Raw genomic sequence first — 16,733 nt, forward strand, 5'->3', positions numbered from 1 at the left:
CCGGCTGAATCAGAAACGGAAAGTGGCAGTACCGATGATTTGGCGATCTGCGCCCCAGTAACAGGCGTAGTCGCGGTAACAGCTGGCGACATACTCGCGGTTAAACAGGTTTTTCACGTTAACGCCCACTGACGAACCCGGCAGGCCAAAATTGCCAAGGTCGTATTTCAGCATCGCATCCACTGTGGTGTATCCGGCGACGTCGAAGTTCTGGTTAGTTTGCGACCCGGTGCTGTAAAGCCCTTTGCTTTCGCCGACGTAACGCACGCCCGCCCCGACGGTGACGCCGGAAAGCGCGGTTTCATGGAAGGTGTAGTCCGCCCACAGCGACGCCATATGCTTCGGCACTTCAACAGGCGTCCGGTCTTTCAGCAGGGTGTCGTGGGTATACTCCGCGTCGGTATAAGTATAAGCCGCCGTCAGGTTGATATTGGCGTTGACTGCCGCTTTAGCTTCCAGCTCGACGCCGCGCGAGCGGATTTCGCCGCTCTGCACGCTAAACAATATGTTAGACGGATCGGCGGTCAGGTTTTTGTTTTTCGTCAGCTGATACACTGCAGCAGTCATGGTGATCGGCCGATCTTTCGGCACGTATTTCACGCCCGCTTCATACTGCTTAGCACGCGATGGATCAAAAGGCTGTCCGCCTGCCGTCGTTCCCGTGTTCGGGATAAAGGATTCGCTGTAGCTGAAGTAAGGCGCAATGCCGTTATCGAAGACGTAGTTGAGTCCGCCTCGCCAGGTAAAGGCCTGGTCGTGATTTTTAACTTCAGTGTCGCCGTTGCGATTAAGCGCGGAGGTCATTGCATAGTCATAACGTCCGCCCAGCGTCAGCACCCAGCGGTTCCATTCCATCTGGTCCTGGGCGTAAAGGCCGGTTTGTTCCTGGCGATTAAGATACTGATAAGGGGATGGCGTTCCCACGCTGGCGTCATTGCCATATTGCGGGCTGACCGCGTTGAGGGGCGCGGCGCTGCCGAAAGCCGCATCAATATCATTACGGGTGCGCTGATAGTCCACGCCCAGCAGCAGCGTATGATCCAGCGCGCCGGTAGCGAATTTCGCCTGCGCCTGGGTATCCACCGCAAACTGATTCAGCTTCTCGTCCGAGACCGCCGAGCCGCGCGTGATCGACTGAGTCGCGGCGTCGAAGCCATTGCCGTAAATGCTGCGATAGTTGGTGCGCAGATCGGCATAGCGCAGGTTCTGGCGCACCGTCCAGGTGTCATTGAAACTGTGCTCGAAGCTGTAGCCGACCATTTTAGTGTCGCGCGAGATTTTGTTGCTCTGCTCGCCTTCGTCAAAGCTGGTCGGTAGCTTGTACTCACGGCCGTCGGCGCGCGTTATCGGCACCACGGTGCCTTCACGCGGCAGCCAGCCGTAATAGCCGGTTTGCGGTTCGTTCTGGAAATAGGTCAGCAGATCAAAGCGGGTGTTTTCGTCCGGACGCCAGCTAAAGGAGGGCGCAATGGTATAGCGCTTCTCTTTGTTGCGTTCCTGCTGCGCGTCGGCGCTGCTGGCAAGGCCGGTCAGGCGGTAGCTGTAAACGCCGTTGTCATCTATCGAGCCGCCAAAATCAAAACCGGTGGAAAACAGGTTATCGCTGCCCATCTGAAACTGCACTTCACGCAGGGTTTCCTGCGTCGGCCGTTTGCTTACCAGCGAGACCACGCCGCCAGGATTGCTCTTGCCGTAGAGCACCGACACCGGACCGCGCAGCAGCTCGGCGCGCTCAAGGAAGTACGGATCGATAGCAAATTCCGAATAGTTATCGCCCTGAAGCTTCAGGCCGTCAAGATACTGATTAGTGTTGGTTTCGCTGAAGCCGCGAATAGACAGCGCATCGATAACCTGCGAACTGCCACGGTTGCCGGTGAGTACGCCCGGCGTGTAGTTAAACGCCTCTTTAACCGAAGTGACCTGATGCGTTTCCATCTCTTCGCGCGTCACAACCGATACCGACTGCGGGTTTTTCTCTAATGGCGTATCGGTTTTGGTGCCGGTCGCGCTCTGTTTCGCGGCAATGGTCGGCGCGGGTCCCCAGGCGCTCTCCTGAGGCGCAGCCGACCCGGCGTCCGCCGACACAACCAGCGTCTCTTCAGCCAGCGCTGAGGCGCTCGCCGCTCCCAGAATAACGGCTATGCTCAGAGCCAGTGGACGGCGGGAAAAAGCGCCGCGCAGATTACAAGGAAAAGTCGTTCGCGCATTCATAGTAAGGATCTCATGAAAAAAGGTGTCGGCAGGCGAATGAAAACGAGAATGATTATTATACCGGATGGATTTTAGGCGAAACCCGTTGTTTTCCGCAAGGGATAATCCCGCGCAGAGCGCCGTCTGACGGGCATTTGCGCAGTTTTGATCGGGCACAAAAAAAGAGCGCCGTAGCGCTCTTTTTAACCGGTGGCTTAGTTGCCGCCGAACATATCTTTAATCCAGCCAGCGACGCCGTCGCTCTCTTTTTTCTCCTGCTGCTGCGGCGGCTGCTGCATCTGCTGCTGGTTTTGCTGCTGATTCTGCTGCTCCTGCAACTGCTGCTGTTGCTGCTGCTGGAACAGCTGTTGCTGCTGTTGGCAGAGCGCATCAGGATCCAGCGACCAGACCGGCAGCGAGCGCCAGGTGCTGCTGCCGGTGCCGCAGACAAAGTTGCCGGCGGAGTCGACATTCATCATCGAGACATCTTCCGGCGGCGTCAGCACCAGCGGCATCGGCGCCTGGTTATCCAGGTAGCGGCGATAGATCTGCATCGCGCCGCTGGCGCCGTACAGCTTGCTCGGCTGGTTATTGTCGCGGCCAACCCAGGTAATCGCGACTTCTTTGCCGTCAACGCCTGCAAACCAGCTGTCGACCAGATCGTTAGTGGTGCCTGTTTTGCCTGCCAGATGCGCCTTCGGATAGCGCGCGCCCAGCGCCCGCGCGGTGCCGTGGTCGGCCACCTGCTGCATGGTGTAAAGCGTCAGATAGGCGGCCTGCGCCGGCTCCACGCGCTGCGCCTGCGGGAAGCTCTGGTAAAGCACCGTGCCATCTTCCGCAATCACCGAACGCACCGCTGAGAGCGGCGCGCGGTTACCGCCGCTGGCGATCGACTGAAACGCCTGCGCCACCTCAATCGGCGTCAGGTTAAGCGCGCCGAGCAGCATCGACGGCACCGGATTAAGCTGATCTTTCGGCACGCCCAGCTTCGTCCAGGTATCCACCACCGCATCCAGCCCCAGCGTCATGCCAAGGTTCACCGTCGGCACGTTCATGGAGTTAGTCAGCGCATCCACCAGCATCACCTTGCCGCTGAAGCGACGATCGTCGTTCATCGGTTTCCAGACGGTGCCGTTCGGCTGTTTCAGCGCAATCGGCTCATCGGCGATCCAGCTGTTGAGACGATAGGAGTTTGGCTGGCTGAGCGCGGTGAGATAGGTAGCCGGCTTAGCCAGCGAGCCGATAGAGCGACGCGCCTGTAGCGCGCGGTTATAGCCGGCGAACTGCGGATCGGCGCCGCCGACCATCGCGCGCACTTCGCCGCTAAAGCGATCCACCACCACCATCGCGGTTTCCAGATCTTTCAGGCCGCGCTGCTTTTTCAGCGTCGGAACGCCGTCGATAACGGCTTTTTCCGCGGCGTCCTGCGACACCGGATCGAGCGTAGTAAAGATCTTCACGCCGGAGAGATCTTTTACCTTATCGCCCAGCTTCGCCTGTAGCTCGCCGCGCACCATCTGCATAAAGGCGGGCTGCGGGGTGATGACGCCGCCTTTCGGCTGTACGCCGAGCGGACGCGCCGAGAGCATGTCGTACAGCTCCTGATCAATCACCTTCTGCTGCTGTAACAGGCGCAGCACCAGATTACGACGCTCCAGCGCCAGGCGCGGATTGCGCCACGGGTTGTAGAGCGACGCGCCTTTTACCATACCTACCAGCATCGCCTGCTGATCGAGGCTCAACTCATCGACCGGACGGCCAAAATAGTAGAGGCTTGCCAGCGGGAAGCCGCGGATCTGGTCATTGCCCGCCTGCCCCAGATAGACCTCATTCAGGTAAAGCTCCAGGATACGGTCTTTGCTGTAGCGCGCATCCATGATGACGGCCATATAGGCTTCGCGCGCTTTACGCCACAGCGAACGCTCGTTGGTCAGGAACAGGTTTTTTACCAGCTGCTGCGTCAGCGTACTGCCGCCCTGCACCGCTTTACCGGCGGTAATATTGGCGAGGAATGCGCGACCAATCGAGTAAGGGCTAATGCCGTCATGCTCGTAAAAGTGACGGTCTTCGGTGGCAATCAGCGTGTCGACCAGCAGATCCGGGAAACCGGCGCGCGGCACGAACAGACGCTGCTCGCCGTTCGGCGACTGCAACATGGTAATCAGGCGCGGATCGAGACGGAAAAAGCCAAAATCGCGACCAGAGTCGAGGTTTTTGATTTCGCCCAGCTCATCGCCGTCAAACACCATTTGCGCATGCACCTGCCCCTCTTTGCTGTCCGGAAAATCAAACGGACGGCGCAGCAAATCGATGGTGTTGCCCTTTACCGAGAACTCGCCAGGGCGCGTAATGCGTGATACCTCGCGGTACTGCGTGCCCTCCAGCAGCGCAATCATCTCTTTTTTGCTGTAGGCCATGCCTGGCTCAAGGCTGACCATGCGGCCATAAACGGCGGCGGGCAGCTGCCACACTTTGCCGTCGATGCGGGCGCGGATCTCAGAGTCGAGATAGACGCCCCAGGCTGCCATGATCACGACAAAGACCAGAAACAGCTTGATAAACCAGCCTAACCAGCGGCGCTTGCCACGCGGCGGACGCTTCCCTTTACTTTTACGCGGCACAGGCGTTTTCTCCTCAACTTCATCGGCAAAATCATCATCATCAAAATCGTCTTCATCCCTGCGGCGACCCCGGCGCGTAGCGTTACGCGGCGGCTTGGGTTGTTTTCCTTTGCGCCCAATGGGTTCGCGATCGTTCCCAGACATTGGTTTCATTCTCCAGGTATTACGTTGGCAGCGCCGCTACTCTAGCGACTTTTACCCTTTCCGCATGGCGGAACCCTCTGAAATCGATCCAGCCGGGTCAACCTTGCGGGGAATATTTTTTAGTGCGCCTCGTGGGTAAGGCGCTGGCCGGGTCGTCAGGCCAGGGATGTTTGGGATAGCGCCCTTTCATCTCCTTTTGCACCTCTGGCCAGGCGCCGCGCCAGAACGCGGCCAAATCGCGGGTAATCTGCAACGGACGCTGCGCGGGCGACAACAGCTCCAGCACCAGCGGCACACGCCCTTCCGCCACGGCGGGATTGCTCGCCTCGCCAAACATCTCCTGAATACGCACCGCCAGCGCGGGCGGCTTATCGGCGTGGTAGCGAACAGGCAGTCGACTTCCGGTTGGCACAGTGTAATGAGTTGGCAGCGCACTATCCAGCCGCTGGCGTTGTGACCATGTGAGCAAATGTAATAGCGCCGTTACGAGGTTGACCGCCTGCAAGGACTTCAGGTCACGCACCGCCCCCATTTCCGGCAGCAGCCAGGTGTCAAGCGTCGCCAGCAGCGCCTCGTCATCCACTGCGGGCCACGCCTCGTCCGGCAGCCACTGCGCCGCACACTGGAGCCGCACGCGCAGCTGTTCCGCCTCCTGGCTCCAGCCCAGTACGCTCAGGCCTTTTACGGCGATCCAGCGCAGCATTGCCGCATGCAGCACATCGGGTTCCGGACGCGCCATCGGCTGCGCCTTCAGCACCAGTGCGCCGATCTGCTCGCGGCGCAGCGCGCGCAGCGTGCCTTTATCCTCATCCCATTCGACCTCGGCGCGCACCTCTACCAGCGAAGGCAGCGCCTGGCGCAGCGCGTCGATGTCCACCGGCAGCGCCAGCAGCATGCGCGCATCCGGCGTGGCGCTGCCCTGAAGTAAAGCGGGGGCGATAAGCCACTCATAGCGATTCAGCCCTTCCTCCCGATCGAGCATCGCGCCCAGACCGTTAGCGAGCTGATAGCGACCGCCGTTATCGCGGCGTCGCGCCAGCCGATCGCTGAAGCCCGCCGCCAGCAGCGCGACGACGCGATCTTCATCGACGCTGCCGCCGCTGACGCCGAGCCGGCTCTGCCACTGCTTCGCGCGACGCAGCCACTGCGGCTGCGGCCGGTGCAGCGCATCGCGCAGATCCGGGCTGCCGCTGCGCGGCGGATCTTCCAGAATCGCCACCAGCAGCGCGGCGCTGGCGGCCGCATCGGCATTCTGGCCGGCGGCGCAGAGTATGGCGCTGAGGCGGGGATCGCCGCCGAGCTGCGCCATACGGCGTCCCAGCGCGCTGAGCTTGCCGTTGTCATCCAGCGCGCCGAGGCGCGTGAGCAGCCGCTGCGCGGCGCGCAGATGGCTGGCTGGCGGCAGGTCAAGCCAGGTCAGCTGATCCGCCTGGTTGCAGCCCCACTGCAACAGCTCGATCCACAGCGCGGCAAGATCGCTGTGTAGAATTTCCGCCTCGCTTTGCGCGGCCGCGCGCGACGCCTGATCCTCAGCCAGCAGATGCAGACAGATACCGGGCATCAGGCGGCCCGCGCGACCGGCGCGCTGCGTCATAGAGGCCTGGCTGATGCGCTGGGTCAGCAGCCGCGTCACGCCGCTGCGCGCGTCAAACTGCGCTTTGCGCTCCAGCGCGCTGTCGACCACCAGCCGAATGCCTTCAATGGTCAGGCTGGTCTCTGCAATATTGGTGGCCAGCACCACTTTGCGGCGTCCGGGCGGCGCGGGCAAAATGGCGCGACGCTGCGCCGCCAGCGGCAGCGCGCCGTACAGCGGCGTCAGATCGACGTCGTCCGCGACGCGAGACGCCAGTTCGCGTTTAACACGCTCAATCTCTGCGACGCCGGGCAGAAACAGCAGCAGCGAGCCGCTCTCTTCGCGCAGCAGCTGAGCCGTTTCCCGCGCAACGGCCTCTTCAAAACGCAGCGTCGCGCTGAGCGAGGCAAAGCGGCGCGTCACGGGAAAGGCGCGGCCTTCGGATACGATCAGCGGCGCGTCGGGCAGCAGCGCCGACAGACGCGCATTGTCCAGCGTCGCTGACATCAGCAGGATTTTTAAATCGTCGCGCAGCCCTTGTTGCACGTCGAGCAGCAGCGCCAGCGCCAGATCGGCCTGAAGGCTGCGCTCGTGAAATTCATCGAGGATCACCAGCGAGACGCCGCTGAGTTCGGGATCGCGCTGCAACAGACGGGTCAGAATCCCCTCTGTCACCACCTCCAGCCGCGTGGCGGGTCCGACGCAATTCTCGCCGCGCATACGGTAGCCAACGGTTTCCCCCGGCTGCTCGCCCAGCTGTTCGGCCAGGCGCTGCGCCACGTTGCGCGCCGCCAGCCGACGCGGCTCCAGCATGATAATGCGGCCTGGCAGCTTCGCCTGCTGCAACAGCTGTAGTGGCAGCCAGGTGGATTTGCCCGCGCCGGTGGGCGCCGCCAGCAGGATCTGCGGCGCCGTGTCGAGCGCCTGAAGCAGGTCAGGCAATACGGCGCTGACCGGTAAATCACTCACGGCAAACTCCCGTTCAGCCTGTGTTAAGATGGCGCGCATTGTAGCACTCATCCGTAAGGATTGCCGGAGACCGCCATGGAGACTCAACGCCTGTTTTTTGGTATCGGGCTGCCTGACGCGCTGCAACAGCAGCTGGTGCGCTGGCGTGCCGATAACTTTGCCGACGACGCCGGTCGCCCTGTGGTGGCCGCCAATTTGCACCTGACGCTGGCTTTTCTCGGTGAAGTAAAAAGCGAAACCGCGCAGAAGCTGCAACAGCTGGCCGCGCGCATTCAACAGCCCGCTTTCGATATCGATCTGGACGATGCCGGACACTGGCCCCGTCCCCGCGTGGTGTGGCTCGGCTGTCAGCGGCCGCCGCGCGGCCTGTTGCAGCTCGCCGACCTGCTGCGCGCCCAGGCGGCGCGTCAGGGCTGCGCTCAGCACGCCCAGCCGTTTCATCCCCATGTCACGCTGCTGCGTGACGCGGCGTCGCGCATCGCTCTGCCGCCGCGCGGCTTTCACTGGCGCTTTCGCGTTGACCATTTTTCCCTGTTCGCGTCGCACTATGCGCGAGGCCGTACGCGCTACCATGCGCTGGCGAGCTGGCCGCTAAGCTGATTCTGGAGCCGTATGCTGTTCTCACCGCCGTTAAAATCCGCCCGCCTGATTACGCACTATAAGCGCTTTCTCGCCGATGTGATCACGCCGGAAGGCGACACCCTGACCATTCACTGCGCCAATACCGGCGCCATGACCGGCTGCGCCACGCCGGGCGATACCGTGTGGTACTCCACCTCTGACAGCCTGACGCGCAAATACCCGCACAGCTGGGAACTGACCGAAACCCGCCAGGGCCACTGGATCTGCGTCAATACGCTGCGCGCCAATCAGCTGGTGAAGGAGGCGCTGGTCAGCGACGCCATTCCGGAATTATCGGCCTATGACCGCTGCCAGGCTGAGGTGAAATACGGTGCGGAAAAGAGCCGAATCGACTTCCTGCTTCAGGCAGGCGGCAGGCGCAACTGCTATATTGAAGTCAAGTCCGTGACCCTTTTACATCAAGGAAAAGGCTATTTTCCGGATGCGGTGACGGTCCGCGGTCAGAAGCATCTGCGCGAGCTAAGCGCCGTTGCGACTGCCGGTCATCGGGCCGTTTTGCTGTTTGCGGTTCTGCACTCGGGGATTGAGGACGTCTCCCCGGCGCGCCATATTGACGCACGTTATGCAGACCAACTGGTTCAGGCGCAGCAGGATGGCGTAGAAATTCTGGCGTATCGCGCTGAGTTATCCCCGGCAGGCGTATTTCTGAAAAAGCCGGTTACCGTAACCTTGTAATTTCTTTTACAAATTGTTGTGGTAAGAATGTGCAGAGTGCGACGCCAAATACGCTGTTCCTCACAGGCTTGTCAAGGTGCGTTCATCAATAATTGCCAACCCTGACTGCTTCTGTTATTTATAGCGGCCTGTTTTTCCCCGTAGGGGGATCGATGTACCCGATTGTGGGCAACGCAGCGGATCTTGCCAGGCAAAATGGTCTGTACTGACTACACTCAACCGCCTGACACTGTTATCGCTGTCGCTGAACCATAAAAGGTATAGTGCGTGTTATCCAGGAGAAACAACATGCAAGAAGGGCAAAACCGTAAAACATCGTCCCTGAGTATTCTCGCCATCGCTGGGGTGGAGCCATACCAGGAGAAGCCGGGCGAAGAGTATATGAATGAAGCCCAGCTGCAACATTTTCGCAAGATTCTGGAAGCCTGGCGCAATCAGCTGCGTGATGAAGTTGACCGTACCGTCTCGCATATGCAGGACGAAGCGGCAAACTTCCCGGATCCGGTTGACCGCGCCGCGCAGGAAGAGGAATTCAGCCTTGAACTGCGTAACCGCGACCGCGAGCGTAAGCTGATCAAAAAGATCGAAAAGACGCTGAAGAAAGTTGAAGATGACGACTTCGGCTACTGCGAGTCATGCGGCGTAGAGATCGGCATCCGCCGTCTCGAAGCGCGTCCGACCGCCGATCTCTGCATTGACTGCAAGACGCTGGCTGAAATCCGCGAGAAACAGATGGCTGGCTAATGCCATGCCTGATATCACCGCACCGTGGAAGGCACGCTGTTGTTCCACTGTGCGGTGACCTTTAACGCCTATGTCGACGCTTCCCTGTATCGGGCGTTTCGCCCCCTCTCCTTCTGGTGATCTTCATTTCGGCTCGCTGATTGCCGCCGTTGGCAGCTATCTGAACGCGCGCGCGCAAAACGGCCGCTGGCTGGTGCGCATTGAGGACATCGACCCGCCGCGCGAAGTTGCCGGCGCCGCCACCCGTATTCTGCATCAGCTGGCGCACTACGGCCTGCACTGGGACGGCGAGGTGCTGTGGCAGTCACAGCGGCATGAGGCCTATCGCGAGGCGCTGGCGTGGCTGCGGGAACACCGTCAGAGCTATTTCTGTACCTGCACGCGTCGTCGCATCCAGCAGATCGGCGGTTTTTACGATGGCCACTGCCGCGATCGCCATCTGGGACCAGAAAACGCCGCGCTGCGTTTACGTCAGCATGCGCCGGTGTTCAGCTTTGACGACGCTCTGCGTGGGCGCTTATCCGTGGATGCGCGCCTGGCGCAGGAAGATTTTATTATTCATCGCCGCGATGGTTTATTTGCCTATAACCTCGCGGTGGTGGTCGACGATCATTTTCAGGGCGTTACCGAAATCGTGCGCGGCGCGGATTTAATCGAGCCGACGGTGCGGCAGATTGCGCTTTATCAGCAGTTCGGCTGGCCGGTGCCCGCCTGGCTGCATCTGCCGCTGGCCATCAATCCTGACGGCAACAAACTGTCGAAGCAAAATCATGCTCCTTCCCTGCCCGCCGGCGATCCGCGACCGCTGCTGGTGCAGGCGCTTCGCTTTCTGGGACAGCCTGTCGCAGAGGGCTGGCAGGACGAAACGCAGGAGAAACTGCTGGAAAGCGCCGTCTCGCAGTGGAATATCGCTTTGATACCCCGTCAAAACGCCCTGAAACCGGCAGAGCCGACAACACCATTCCTAAATGATTCGCAACAGGCTATGATTAGCCGCTGATTTTATTTACACCACTTTACGTCGCTGTCGAGGTGTCCCATTTTTACCCGAGTTGCTAATTTTTGCCGGAAAGTCCTCATGCGTGATGAGGAGTCGCCCGCCGAGGTTGAAGTTGAGCGTCATCAGATGACCGTTATCCCTCGTGAGAGCCATAACATCTCGCGCAAAGACATTAGCGAAAATGCCCTCAAAGTGCTCTATCGCCTGAATAAAGCAGGCTATGAAGCCTATCTGGTGGGCGGTGGCGTGCGTGACCTGCTGCTGGGTAAAAAGCCCAAGGACTTCGACGTCACCACCAACGCCACGCCAGAGCAGATGCGCAAGCTATTCCGCAACTGCCGTCTGGTAGGCCGCCGCTTCCGTCTGGCGCACGTGATGTTCGGTCCCGAAGTGATCGAAGTCGCGACGTTTCGCGGCCATCATCAGGCCGAAGAAGACGCTCAGGAAGATCGCAACCTGTCCCAGCGCGCGCAGAGCGGTATGCTGCTGCGCGATAATATCTTCGGCAGCATCGAAGATGACGCGCAGCGTCGCGATCTGACGATCAACAGCCTCTACTACAACGTCGCTGACTTTACGGTGCGCGACTACGTCGGCGGATTACAGGATCTCCAGCAGGGCGTCATTCGTCTGATTGGCGATCCTGAAACGCGCTATCGCGAAGATCCGGTGCGGATGCTGCGCGTGGTGCGCTTCGCCGCCAAACTGGAGATGTCGATCGCCGCCGAAACGGCTGAGCCGATCCCGCGTCTCGCCACGCTGCTGCGCGATATTCCGCCAGCGCGTCTTTTTGAAGAGGCGCTGAAGCTGCTTCAGGCCGGCTATGGCTACAGCACCTATATCAAACTGCGCGAGTTTCAGCTGTTCCAGCCGCTGTTCCCCACCATTACCCGTAACTTCACCGACGAAGGTGACAGTTTTATGGAGCGCATGGTGGCGCAGGTGCTGAAAAATACGGATAACCGCATCCATAACGATATGCGCGTTAATCCGGCTTTCCTGTTCGCCGCCATGTTCTGGTATCCGCAGCTGGAAGCCGCGCAGCGCATCGCGCAGGAGAGCGGCCTGACCTATTTCGACGCCTTTGCTATGGCGATGAACGATACGCTGGATGAAGCCTGCCGCGCGCTGGCGATTCCAAAACGCATTACCACGCTGATCCGTGACATCTGGCAGCTACAGCTGCGCATGTCGCGCCGCCACGGCAAACGCGCCTGGAAGCTGATGGAGCATCCGAAGTTTCGTGCCGCCTACGATCTGCTGGCGCTGCGCGCTGAGGTTGAGAACAACCCGGAACTGGTGCGTCTGAGTCACTGGTGGGGCGAATTTCAGGCCGCCGCGCCGACGCAGCAAAAAACCATGCTTAACACGCTGGGCGACGATCCGGCTCCGCGCCGCAAAACGCGTCGTCCGCGTCGCCGTCCGGCTACGCCGCGCCGCGACAGCCAGAACGCATCGTGACTCGCGTCTACCTTGCGCTTGGCAGCAATCTTGCCGATCCGCTGCATCAGGTCGATGCGGCGTTACAGGCGCTCGACGCGCTGCCTGACACCACGCGCGTCGCAACCTCTTCGTTTTACCGCACGCCACCCTACGGTCCGCCGGATCAGCCGGACTACCTGAACGCGGCGGTCGCGCTGGAAACCGCCCTCACGCCGGACGCCCTGCTGGACCATACTCAGCGCATTGAGCTTGAGCATGGCCGCGTGCGTAAAGCGGAGCGCTGGGGCGCGCGTACGCTCGACATCGACGTGATGCTGTTTGGCCAGCAATGCCTGAACACGCCGCGCCTCACCGTGCCGCACTACGATATGCACAACCGCGCCTTTATGCTGGTGCCGCTGCTGGAGATCGCGCCCGACGCGACGCTGCCTGACGGTCGCCCGCTGCGCGACATCCTGACCCGCCTCGACGCCAGCGCCATCCGTCGCTGGCACGGCTGACGCCGCACAGATTGATACGCGGGAGATTCCGCTCTTCCGCGCTATCCAGTAAACTGCGCCCATCTGAAATACCTGAGTTGAGAGCGCCATGAAACCCACCACTATTTCTCATCTGCGTCAGTGGAAAGCCAGCGGCCGTAAGTTCGCTACCCTGACCGCCTATGATTTCAGCTTCGCCCGCCTGTTCGCCGACGAGGGCATTCAGGTAATGCTGATCGGCGATTCGCTCGGCATGACCGTACAGGGCCATGAATCCACGCTGCCGGTAACGGTGGCCGACATCGCCTATCACACCGCCGCCGTACGACGCGGGGCGCCCCAGGCGCTGGTGATGGCCGATCTGCCCTTTATGAGCTATGCCACGCCGCAGCAAACCTTTGACAGCGCCGCGCAGCTGATGCGCGCAGGCGCCAATATGGTCAAGCTGGAGGGCGGTGAATGGCTGGCGGAAACGGTGCGCATGTTGACCGAGCGCGCGGTGCCGGTGTGCGGTCATCTTGGCCTGACGCCGCAGTCGGTCAATATCTTCGGCGGCTATAAGGTTCAGGGCCGTGACGAAGCGGCCGCCGACCGGCTGCTGGCCGACGCGCTGGCGCTGGAAGCCGCAGGCGCGCAGTTGATGGTGCTGGAGTGCGTGCCGGTCTCGCTGGCGCAGCGTATTACCCAGGCGTTAACGATCCCGGTGATTGGCATTGGCGCAGGCAACGTGACCGACGGCCAGATTCTGGTGATGCACGACGCCTTCGGCATTACCGGCGGCCATATTCCAAAGTTTGCTAAAAACTTTCTCGCCGAGGCGGGCGACATACGCGCCGCTATCCGTCACTATATCGCCGAAGTCGAAGCGGGAACCTACCCTGCGGCGGAACACAGTTTCCAGTAATTCAGGAGCTTTATCGTGCTGATCATTGAAACCTTGCCCATGCTGCGCCGTGAAATTCGTCGCTGGCGGCAACAGGGAAAACGCATCGCGCTGGTGCCTACCATGGGCAATCTGCATGACGGTCACTTAACGCTGGTGGATGAGGCGCGCGAGCGCGCCGATATTGTCGTGGTCTCGGTGTTCGTCAACCCGATGCAGTTCGATCGCGCCGACGATCTGGCGCGCTATCCCCGCACGTTGCAGGAAGATTGCGAGAAGCTTAATCGTCGCAGCGTTGACGTGGTGTTCGCGCCCGCGCCCGCGGAAGTCTACCCGCAGGGGCTGGCGAATCAGACCTTTGTCGAAGTGCCGGGGCTGTCATCGCTGCTGGAGGGCGCAAGCCGGCCGGGCCATTTTCGCGGCGTCGCCACCATCGTCAGCAAGCTGTTTAATCTGGTCCAGCCCGATATTGCCTGCTTCGGCGAGAAGGACTTTCAGCAGCTGGCGATTATCCGCAAAATGGTGGCGGATATGGGTTTCGATATTGAAATTGTCGGCGTCCCTACGGTGCGCGCCAGAGATGGGCTGGCGCTCAGCTCGCGTAACGGCTACCTCAGCGCCGACGAACGCAAGCTCGCGCCGGTGCTGGCGCAGGTGATGAACAGCATGGCGGCGCGTCTCGCCAACGGCGAACGTCACATTGAAGAGATTATCGAAACCGCCGAGACTGAACTGCGCGAAAAAGGATTACGTCCGGACGGCCTGGCTATCTGCGACGCTGAAACGCTGGAGCCGCTGACGGTTGAGAGCCAGCGCGCCGTGATCCTGATGGCCGCATGGCTGGGTAACGCGCGTCTGATTGATAACCAACAGGTCGACCTTACGCAGTAAGCGCAGGTCATTGTCAGTAAGAACAAGAAGGTCTTTTATGATTCGTACCGTTTTACAAGGCAAGCTGCACCGCGTGAAGGTGACTCAGGCGGATTTGAACTACGAAGGTTCCTGCGCCATCGATCAGGATTTTCTGGATGCCTCCGGCATTCTGCAATATGAAGCCATCGATATTTACAACGTCACCAATGGCCAGCGCTTCTCCACCTACGCCATTGCCGCCGAGCGCGGGTCAAAGATCATTTCGGTGAACGGCGCGGCGGCGCGCTGCGCCTGCGAAGGCGACATCCTGATTATCTGCTCTTACGTGCAGGTCGAGGATGCGGAAGCGCGCCAGTGGCAGCCTAAGGTCGCCTATTTTGAAGGCGAGAATGAGATGAAGCGCCTGGCGAAGGCATTACCGGTGCAGGTCGCCTGAGGGGGCAGTGCTGACGTGGGCGACGTGAACCGTTCGCAAAGACGCGAAAGACGGCTTCCCTGCCCGCTCGGTCCACGCCTTCCATGGCGTGGGACGCTTTGCTCTTCGGTTCACGTCGCCCACTTGTCAGGCTACTGAGCCGTCTGAAAAAAAAGCAGCCATCTGGCTGCTTTTTTTATCAGGTGCGCAGACCGCGTCCGCGCTGAATCAGCACGTAGACCAGAATGTAAAACACCAGGATAAAGGCAATCAGCACCGACAGCGTAAACACCAGCGGCACATCGTTGATGCCCAGAAAGCCGAAGCGGAAACCGCTGATCATATAGACGATAGGGTTAAGCTTCGACACCGCCTGCCAGAACGGCGGCAGTAGCGTAAGCGAGTAGAACACCCCGCCCAGGTAGGTCAGCGGCGTCAGCACAAAGGTCGGGATCAGGCTGATGTCGTCAAAGGTACGCGCAAACACGGCGTTGAGCAGGCCGGCCAGCGAAAACAGGATCGCCGTCAGCAGCAGCGTTACCCCGACCATCGACCAGGCGTGAACGTGAAACGGCACAAAGAACAGCGAAATCGCCGTTACCAGCACGCCGACGCACAGCCCGCGCGCCACCCCGCCGCCGACGTAACCGGCGATAATAATATGGGTTGGCACCGGCGCGACCAGCAGCTCTTCGATATTACGCTGAAACTTGGCGCTAAAGAACGACGAAGCGACGTTGGCGTAGGCGTTGGTGATCACCGCCATCATAATCAGCCCCGGCACGATAAACTGCATATAGCTAAAGCCGTGCATATCGCCGATACGTGAGCCAATCAGGTTGCCGAAGATAATAAAGTAGAGCGTCATGGTGATCACCGGCGGCACCAGCGTCTGGATCCAGATGCGTGCGAAACGGTTGATCTCTTTAGCCCAGATGCTTTTTAGCGCCACCCAGTACAAATGTGTCATGCTTTCACTCCTTTGCCCTGCACCAGGCTGACAAACAGCTCTTCCAGACGGTTCGCTTTATTACGCATACTCAATACCTGCACGCCCTGCGCGCTCAGCTGATTAAACACGCTATTCAGACCCTGCTCGCGCATGACCTCCACTTCCAGCGTTGAGGTATCCACCAGGCGGTACTGAAACCCTTCCAGCCTGGGCAGCGGACTGCGCGGCGCAAGGTCGAGAATAAAGGTTTCTGACTGTAGCTTAGCCAGCAGCCCTTTCATTGAGGTGTTTTCCACCAGCTCGCCGCTCTGGATAATGCCGATATTGCGGCACAGCATTTCCGCCTCTTCCAGATAGTGCGTGGTAAGAATAATGGTGGTGCCTTTGGCGTTGAGATCCTTCAGGAAGGTCCACATAGAGCGGCGTAGTTCGATATCCACGCCCGCCGTCGGCTCGTCGAGGATCAGCAGTTTTGGCTCATGCATCAGGGCGCGGGCGATCATCAGACGGCGCTTCATCCCGCCGGAGAGCATCCGCGCGCGCTCGTTGCGTTTGCCCCACAGATCGAGCTGGGTCAGATACTTTTCCGCGCGCTGCTGCGCCTCACGGCGCTCGACGCCGTAGTAGCCCGCCTGGTTGACCACGATTTGCAGCACGGTCTCAAACGGATTGAAGTTAAACTCCTGCGGCACCAGTCCCAGTTGGCGTTTGGCGTTGACCATCTCTTTTTCGAGGTCGTATCCGAACACGCGCACGCTGCCGCCTGATTTGTTGACCAGCGAACTGATAATACCGATGGTGGTGGACTTGCCTGCGCCGTTTGGTCCCAGCAGCGCATAAAAATCACCGGCTTCAACGTTAAGATCTATTCCTTTCAGCGCCTGTACGCCGCCGGAATAGGTCTTCGTCAGCCGGGAAAGTTCCAGTGCATAAGTCATTCCGAATCCATATCCTGTTTTAATGTCGGGGTGTCGCGATGGACATAGGGAGCCGCTGGCTGGCGCGATGTCGCCGCAACGTTGCTACTTATGATGAGCCACCCGGAGCGTAAAATCTTCCCGGATGGGCATTTTTTTGCGGAGGTGTCAGGCTGATGCCCGAACCGGAGCACAGCCTACACCAGGCCGACG

14 protein-coding genes are annotated in these 16,733 nt (G+C 60.1%); 9 read left to right on the forward strand and 5 right to left on the reverse strand.

Annotated elements, in window-relative coordinates:
* Positions 1-9: 9 nt before the first annotated feature.
* The 3 genes from fhuA to hrpB form a co-directional block, all read right to left on the reverse strand.
* A complete protein-coding gene (gene fhuA, locus BBB56_RS00235; RefSeq protein ID WP_123797942.1) occupies positions 10-2,211 on the reverse strand; it encodes a ferrichrome porin FhuA in 2,202 nt (733 codons plus the stop codon).
* Between the two features lie 194 nt (positions 2,212-2,405).
* Positions 2,406-4,955, reverse strand: a complete 2,550-nt coding sequence (gene mrcB, locus BBB56_RS00240; protein WP_123797943.1) for a bifunctional glycosyl transferase/transpeptidase — start codon at positions 4,953-4,955, stop codon at positions 2,406-2,408.
* A 97-nt stretch (positions 4,956-5,052) separates the two neighbouring features.
* Positions 5,053-7,536: an ATP-dependent helicase HrpB gene (gene hrpB, locus BBB56_RS00245; RefSeq protein WP_123797944.1), complete on the reverse strand. Its 2,484-nt coding sequence runs from the start codon at positions 7,534-7,536 to the stop codon at positions 5,053-5,055.
* Positions 7,537-7,572: 36 nt separating this feature from the next.
* Between hrpB and thpR the strand changes: the two genes are divergently transcribed.
* The 9 genes from thpR (at position 7,573) to panD (ending at position 14,672) form a co-directional block, all read left to right on the forward strand.
* Positions 7,573-8,097: an RNA 2',3'-cyclic phosphodiesterase gene (gene thpR / locus BBB56_RS00250; RefSeq protein WP_123797945.1), complete on the forward strand. Its 525-nt coding sequence runs from the start codon at positions 7,573-7,575 to the stop codon at positions 8,095-8,097.
* Between the two features lie 12 nt (positions 8,098-8,109).
* Complete coding sequence (sfsA, locus tag BBB56_RS00255; protein ID WP_123797946.1) at positions 8,110-8,814, forward strand: DNA/RNA nuclease SfsA; 705 nt, start codon at positions 8,110-8,112, stop codon at positions 8,812-8,814.
* Positions 8,815-9,102: 288 nt separating this feature from the next.
* Positions 9,103-9,558, forward strand: a complete 456-nt coding sequence (dksA, locus tag BBB56_RS00260) for an RNA polymerase-binding protein DksA (protein WP_033749555.1) — start codon at positions 9,103-9,105, stop codon at positions 9,556-9,558.
* Positions 9,559-9,628: 70 nt separating this feature from the next.
* The gene (gene gluQRS / locus BBB56_RS00265; RefSeq protein ID WP_123797947.1) at positions 9,629-10,558 is read left to right on the forward strand and encodes a tRNA glutamyl-Q(34) synthetase GluQRS; all 930 of its coding nucleotides are present in this window, start codon (positions 9,629-9,631) and stop codon (positions 10,556-10,558) included.
* Positions 10,559-10,597: 39 nt separating this feature from the next.
* Positions 10,598-12,019, forward strand: a complete 1,422-nt coding sequence (gene pcnB / locus BBB56_RS00270; RefSeq protein ID WP_233592974.1) for a polynucleotide adenylyltransferase PcnB — start codon at positions 10,598-10,600, stop codon at positions 12,017-12,019.
* Positions 12,016-12,501: a 2-amino-4-hydroxy-6-hydroxymethyldihydropteridine diphosphokinase gene (folK, locus tag BBB56_RS00275; protein WP_123797949.1), complete on the forward strand. Its 486-nt coding sequence runs from the start codon at positions 12,016-12,018 to the stop codon at positions 12,499-12,501. Before pcnB ends, folK begins: the two co-directional genes overlap by 4 nt.
* An 88-nt stretch (positions 12,502-12,589) precedes the next feature.
* Positions 12,590-13,384 carry a 3-methyl-2-oxobutanoate hydroxymethyltransferase gene (gene panB, locus BBB56_RS00280; RefSeq protein ID WP_123797950.1) on the forward strand — a complete coding sequence of 265 codons (795 nt, stop codon included), beginning with the start codon at positions 12,590-12,592 and terminating at the stop codon, positions 13,382-13,384.
* A gap of 15 nt (positions 13,385-13,399) precedes the next feature.
* On the forward strand, positions 13,400-14,254 hold the full coding sequence (gene panC / locus BBB56_RS00285) for a pantoate--beta-alanine ligase (RefSeq protein ID WP_123797951.1): 855 nt from the start codon (positions 13,400-13,402) through the stop codon (positions 14,252-14,254).
* Between the two features lie 37 nt (positions 14,255-14,291).
* Positions 14,292-14,672 (forward strand): aspartate 1-decarboxylase, encoded by a 381-nt coding sequence (panD, locus tag BBB56_RS00290; RefSeq protein WP_123797952.1) that lies wholly within the window; start codon positions 14,292-14,294, stop codon positions 14,670-14,672.
* A 178-nt stretch (positions 14,673-14,850) separates the two neighbouring features.
* On the opposite strand, the gene BBB56_RS00295 is transcribed toward panD, so the two are convergent.
* Both BBB56_RS00295 and BBB56_RS00300 read right to left on the reverse strand, forming a co-directional pair.
* Complete coding sequence (locus tag BBB56_RS00295; RefSeq protein WP_123797953.1) at positions 14,851-15,621, reverse strand: ABC transporter permease; 771 nt, start codon at positions 15,619-15,621, stop codon at positions 14,851-14,853.
* Complete coding sequence (locus BBB56_RS00300) at positions 15,618-16,541, reverse strand: ABC transporter ATP-binding protein (RefSeq protein WP_123797954.1); 924 nt, start codon at positions 16,539-16,541, stop codon at positions 15,618-15,620. Before BBB56_RS00300 ends, BBB56_RS00295 begins: the two co-directional genes overlap by 4 nt.
* Positions 16,542-16,733: the final 192 nt, after the last annotated feature.

The sequence above is a fragment of the Candidatus Pantoea deserta genome (assembly GCF_003813865.1).
In the GTDB taxonomy this organism is placed as follows: Bacteria; Pseudomonadota; Gammaproteobacteria; order Enterobacterales; family Enterobacteriaceae; genus Pantoea; species Pantoea deserta.

Bases quoted from the DNA above. Each gene is read 5' to 3' on its own strand.
- fhuA (WP_123797942.1), bottom strand. From the start codon at position 2,211: ATGAATGCGCGAACGACTTTTCCTTGTAATCTGCGCGGCGCTTTTTCC.
- mrcB (WP_123797943.1), bottom strand. From the start codon at position 4,955: ATGTCTGGGAACGATCGCGAACCCATTGGGCGCAAAGGAAAACAACCC.
- hrpB (WP_123797944.1), bottom strand. From the start codon at position 7,536: ATGCGCGCCATCTTAACACAGGCTGAACGGGAGTTTGCCGTGAGTGAT.
- thpR (WP_123797945.1), top strand. From the start codon at position 7,573: ATGGAGACTCAACGCCTGTTTTTTGGTATCGGGCTGCCTGACGCGCTG.
- sfsA (WP_123797946.1), top strand. From the start codon at position 8,110: ATGCTGTTCTCACCGCCGTTAAAATCCGCCCGCCTGATTACGCACTAT.
- dksA (WP_033749555.1), top strand. From the start codon at position 9,103: ATGCAAGAAGGGCAAAACCGTAAAACATCGTCCCTGAGTATTCTCGCC.
- gluQRS (WP_123797947.1), top strand. From the start codon at position 9,629: ATGTCGACGCTTCCCTGTATCGGGCGTTTCGCCCCCTCTCCTTCTGGT.
- panB (WP_123797950.1), top strand. From the start codon at position 12,590: ATGAAACCCACCACTATTTCTCATCTGCGTCAGTGGAAAGCCAGCGGC.
- panD (WP_123797952.1), top strand. From the start codon at position 14,292: ATGATTCGTACCGTTTTACAAGGCAAGCTGCACCGCGTGAAGGTGACT.
- BBB56_RS00295 (WP_123797953.1), bottom strand. From the start codon at position 15,621: ATGACACATTTGTACTGGGTGGCGCTAAAAAGCATCTGGGCTAAAGAG.
- BBB56_RS00300 (WP_123797954.1), bottom strand. From the start codon at position 16,541: ATGACTTATGCACTGGAACTTTCCCGGCTGACGAAGACCTATTCCGGC.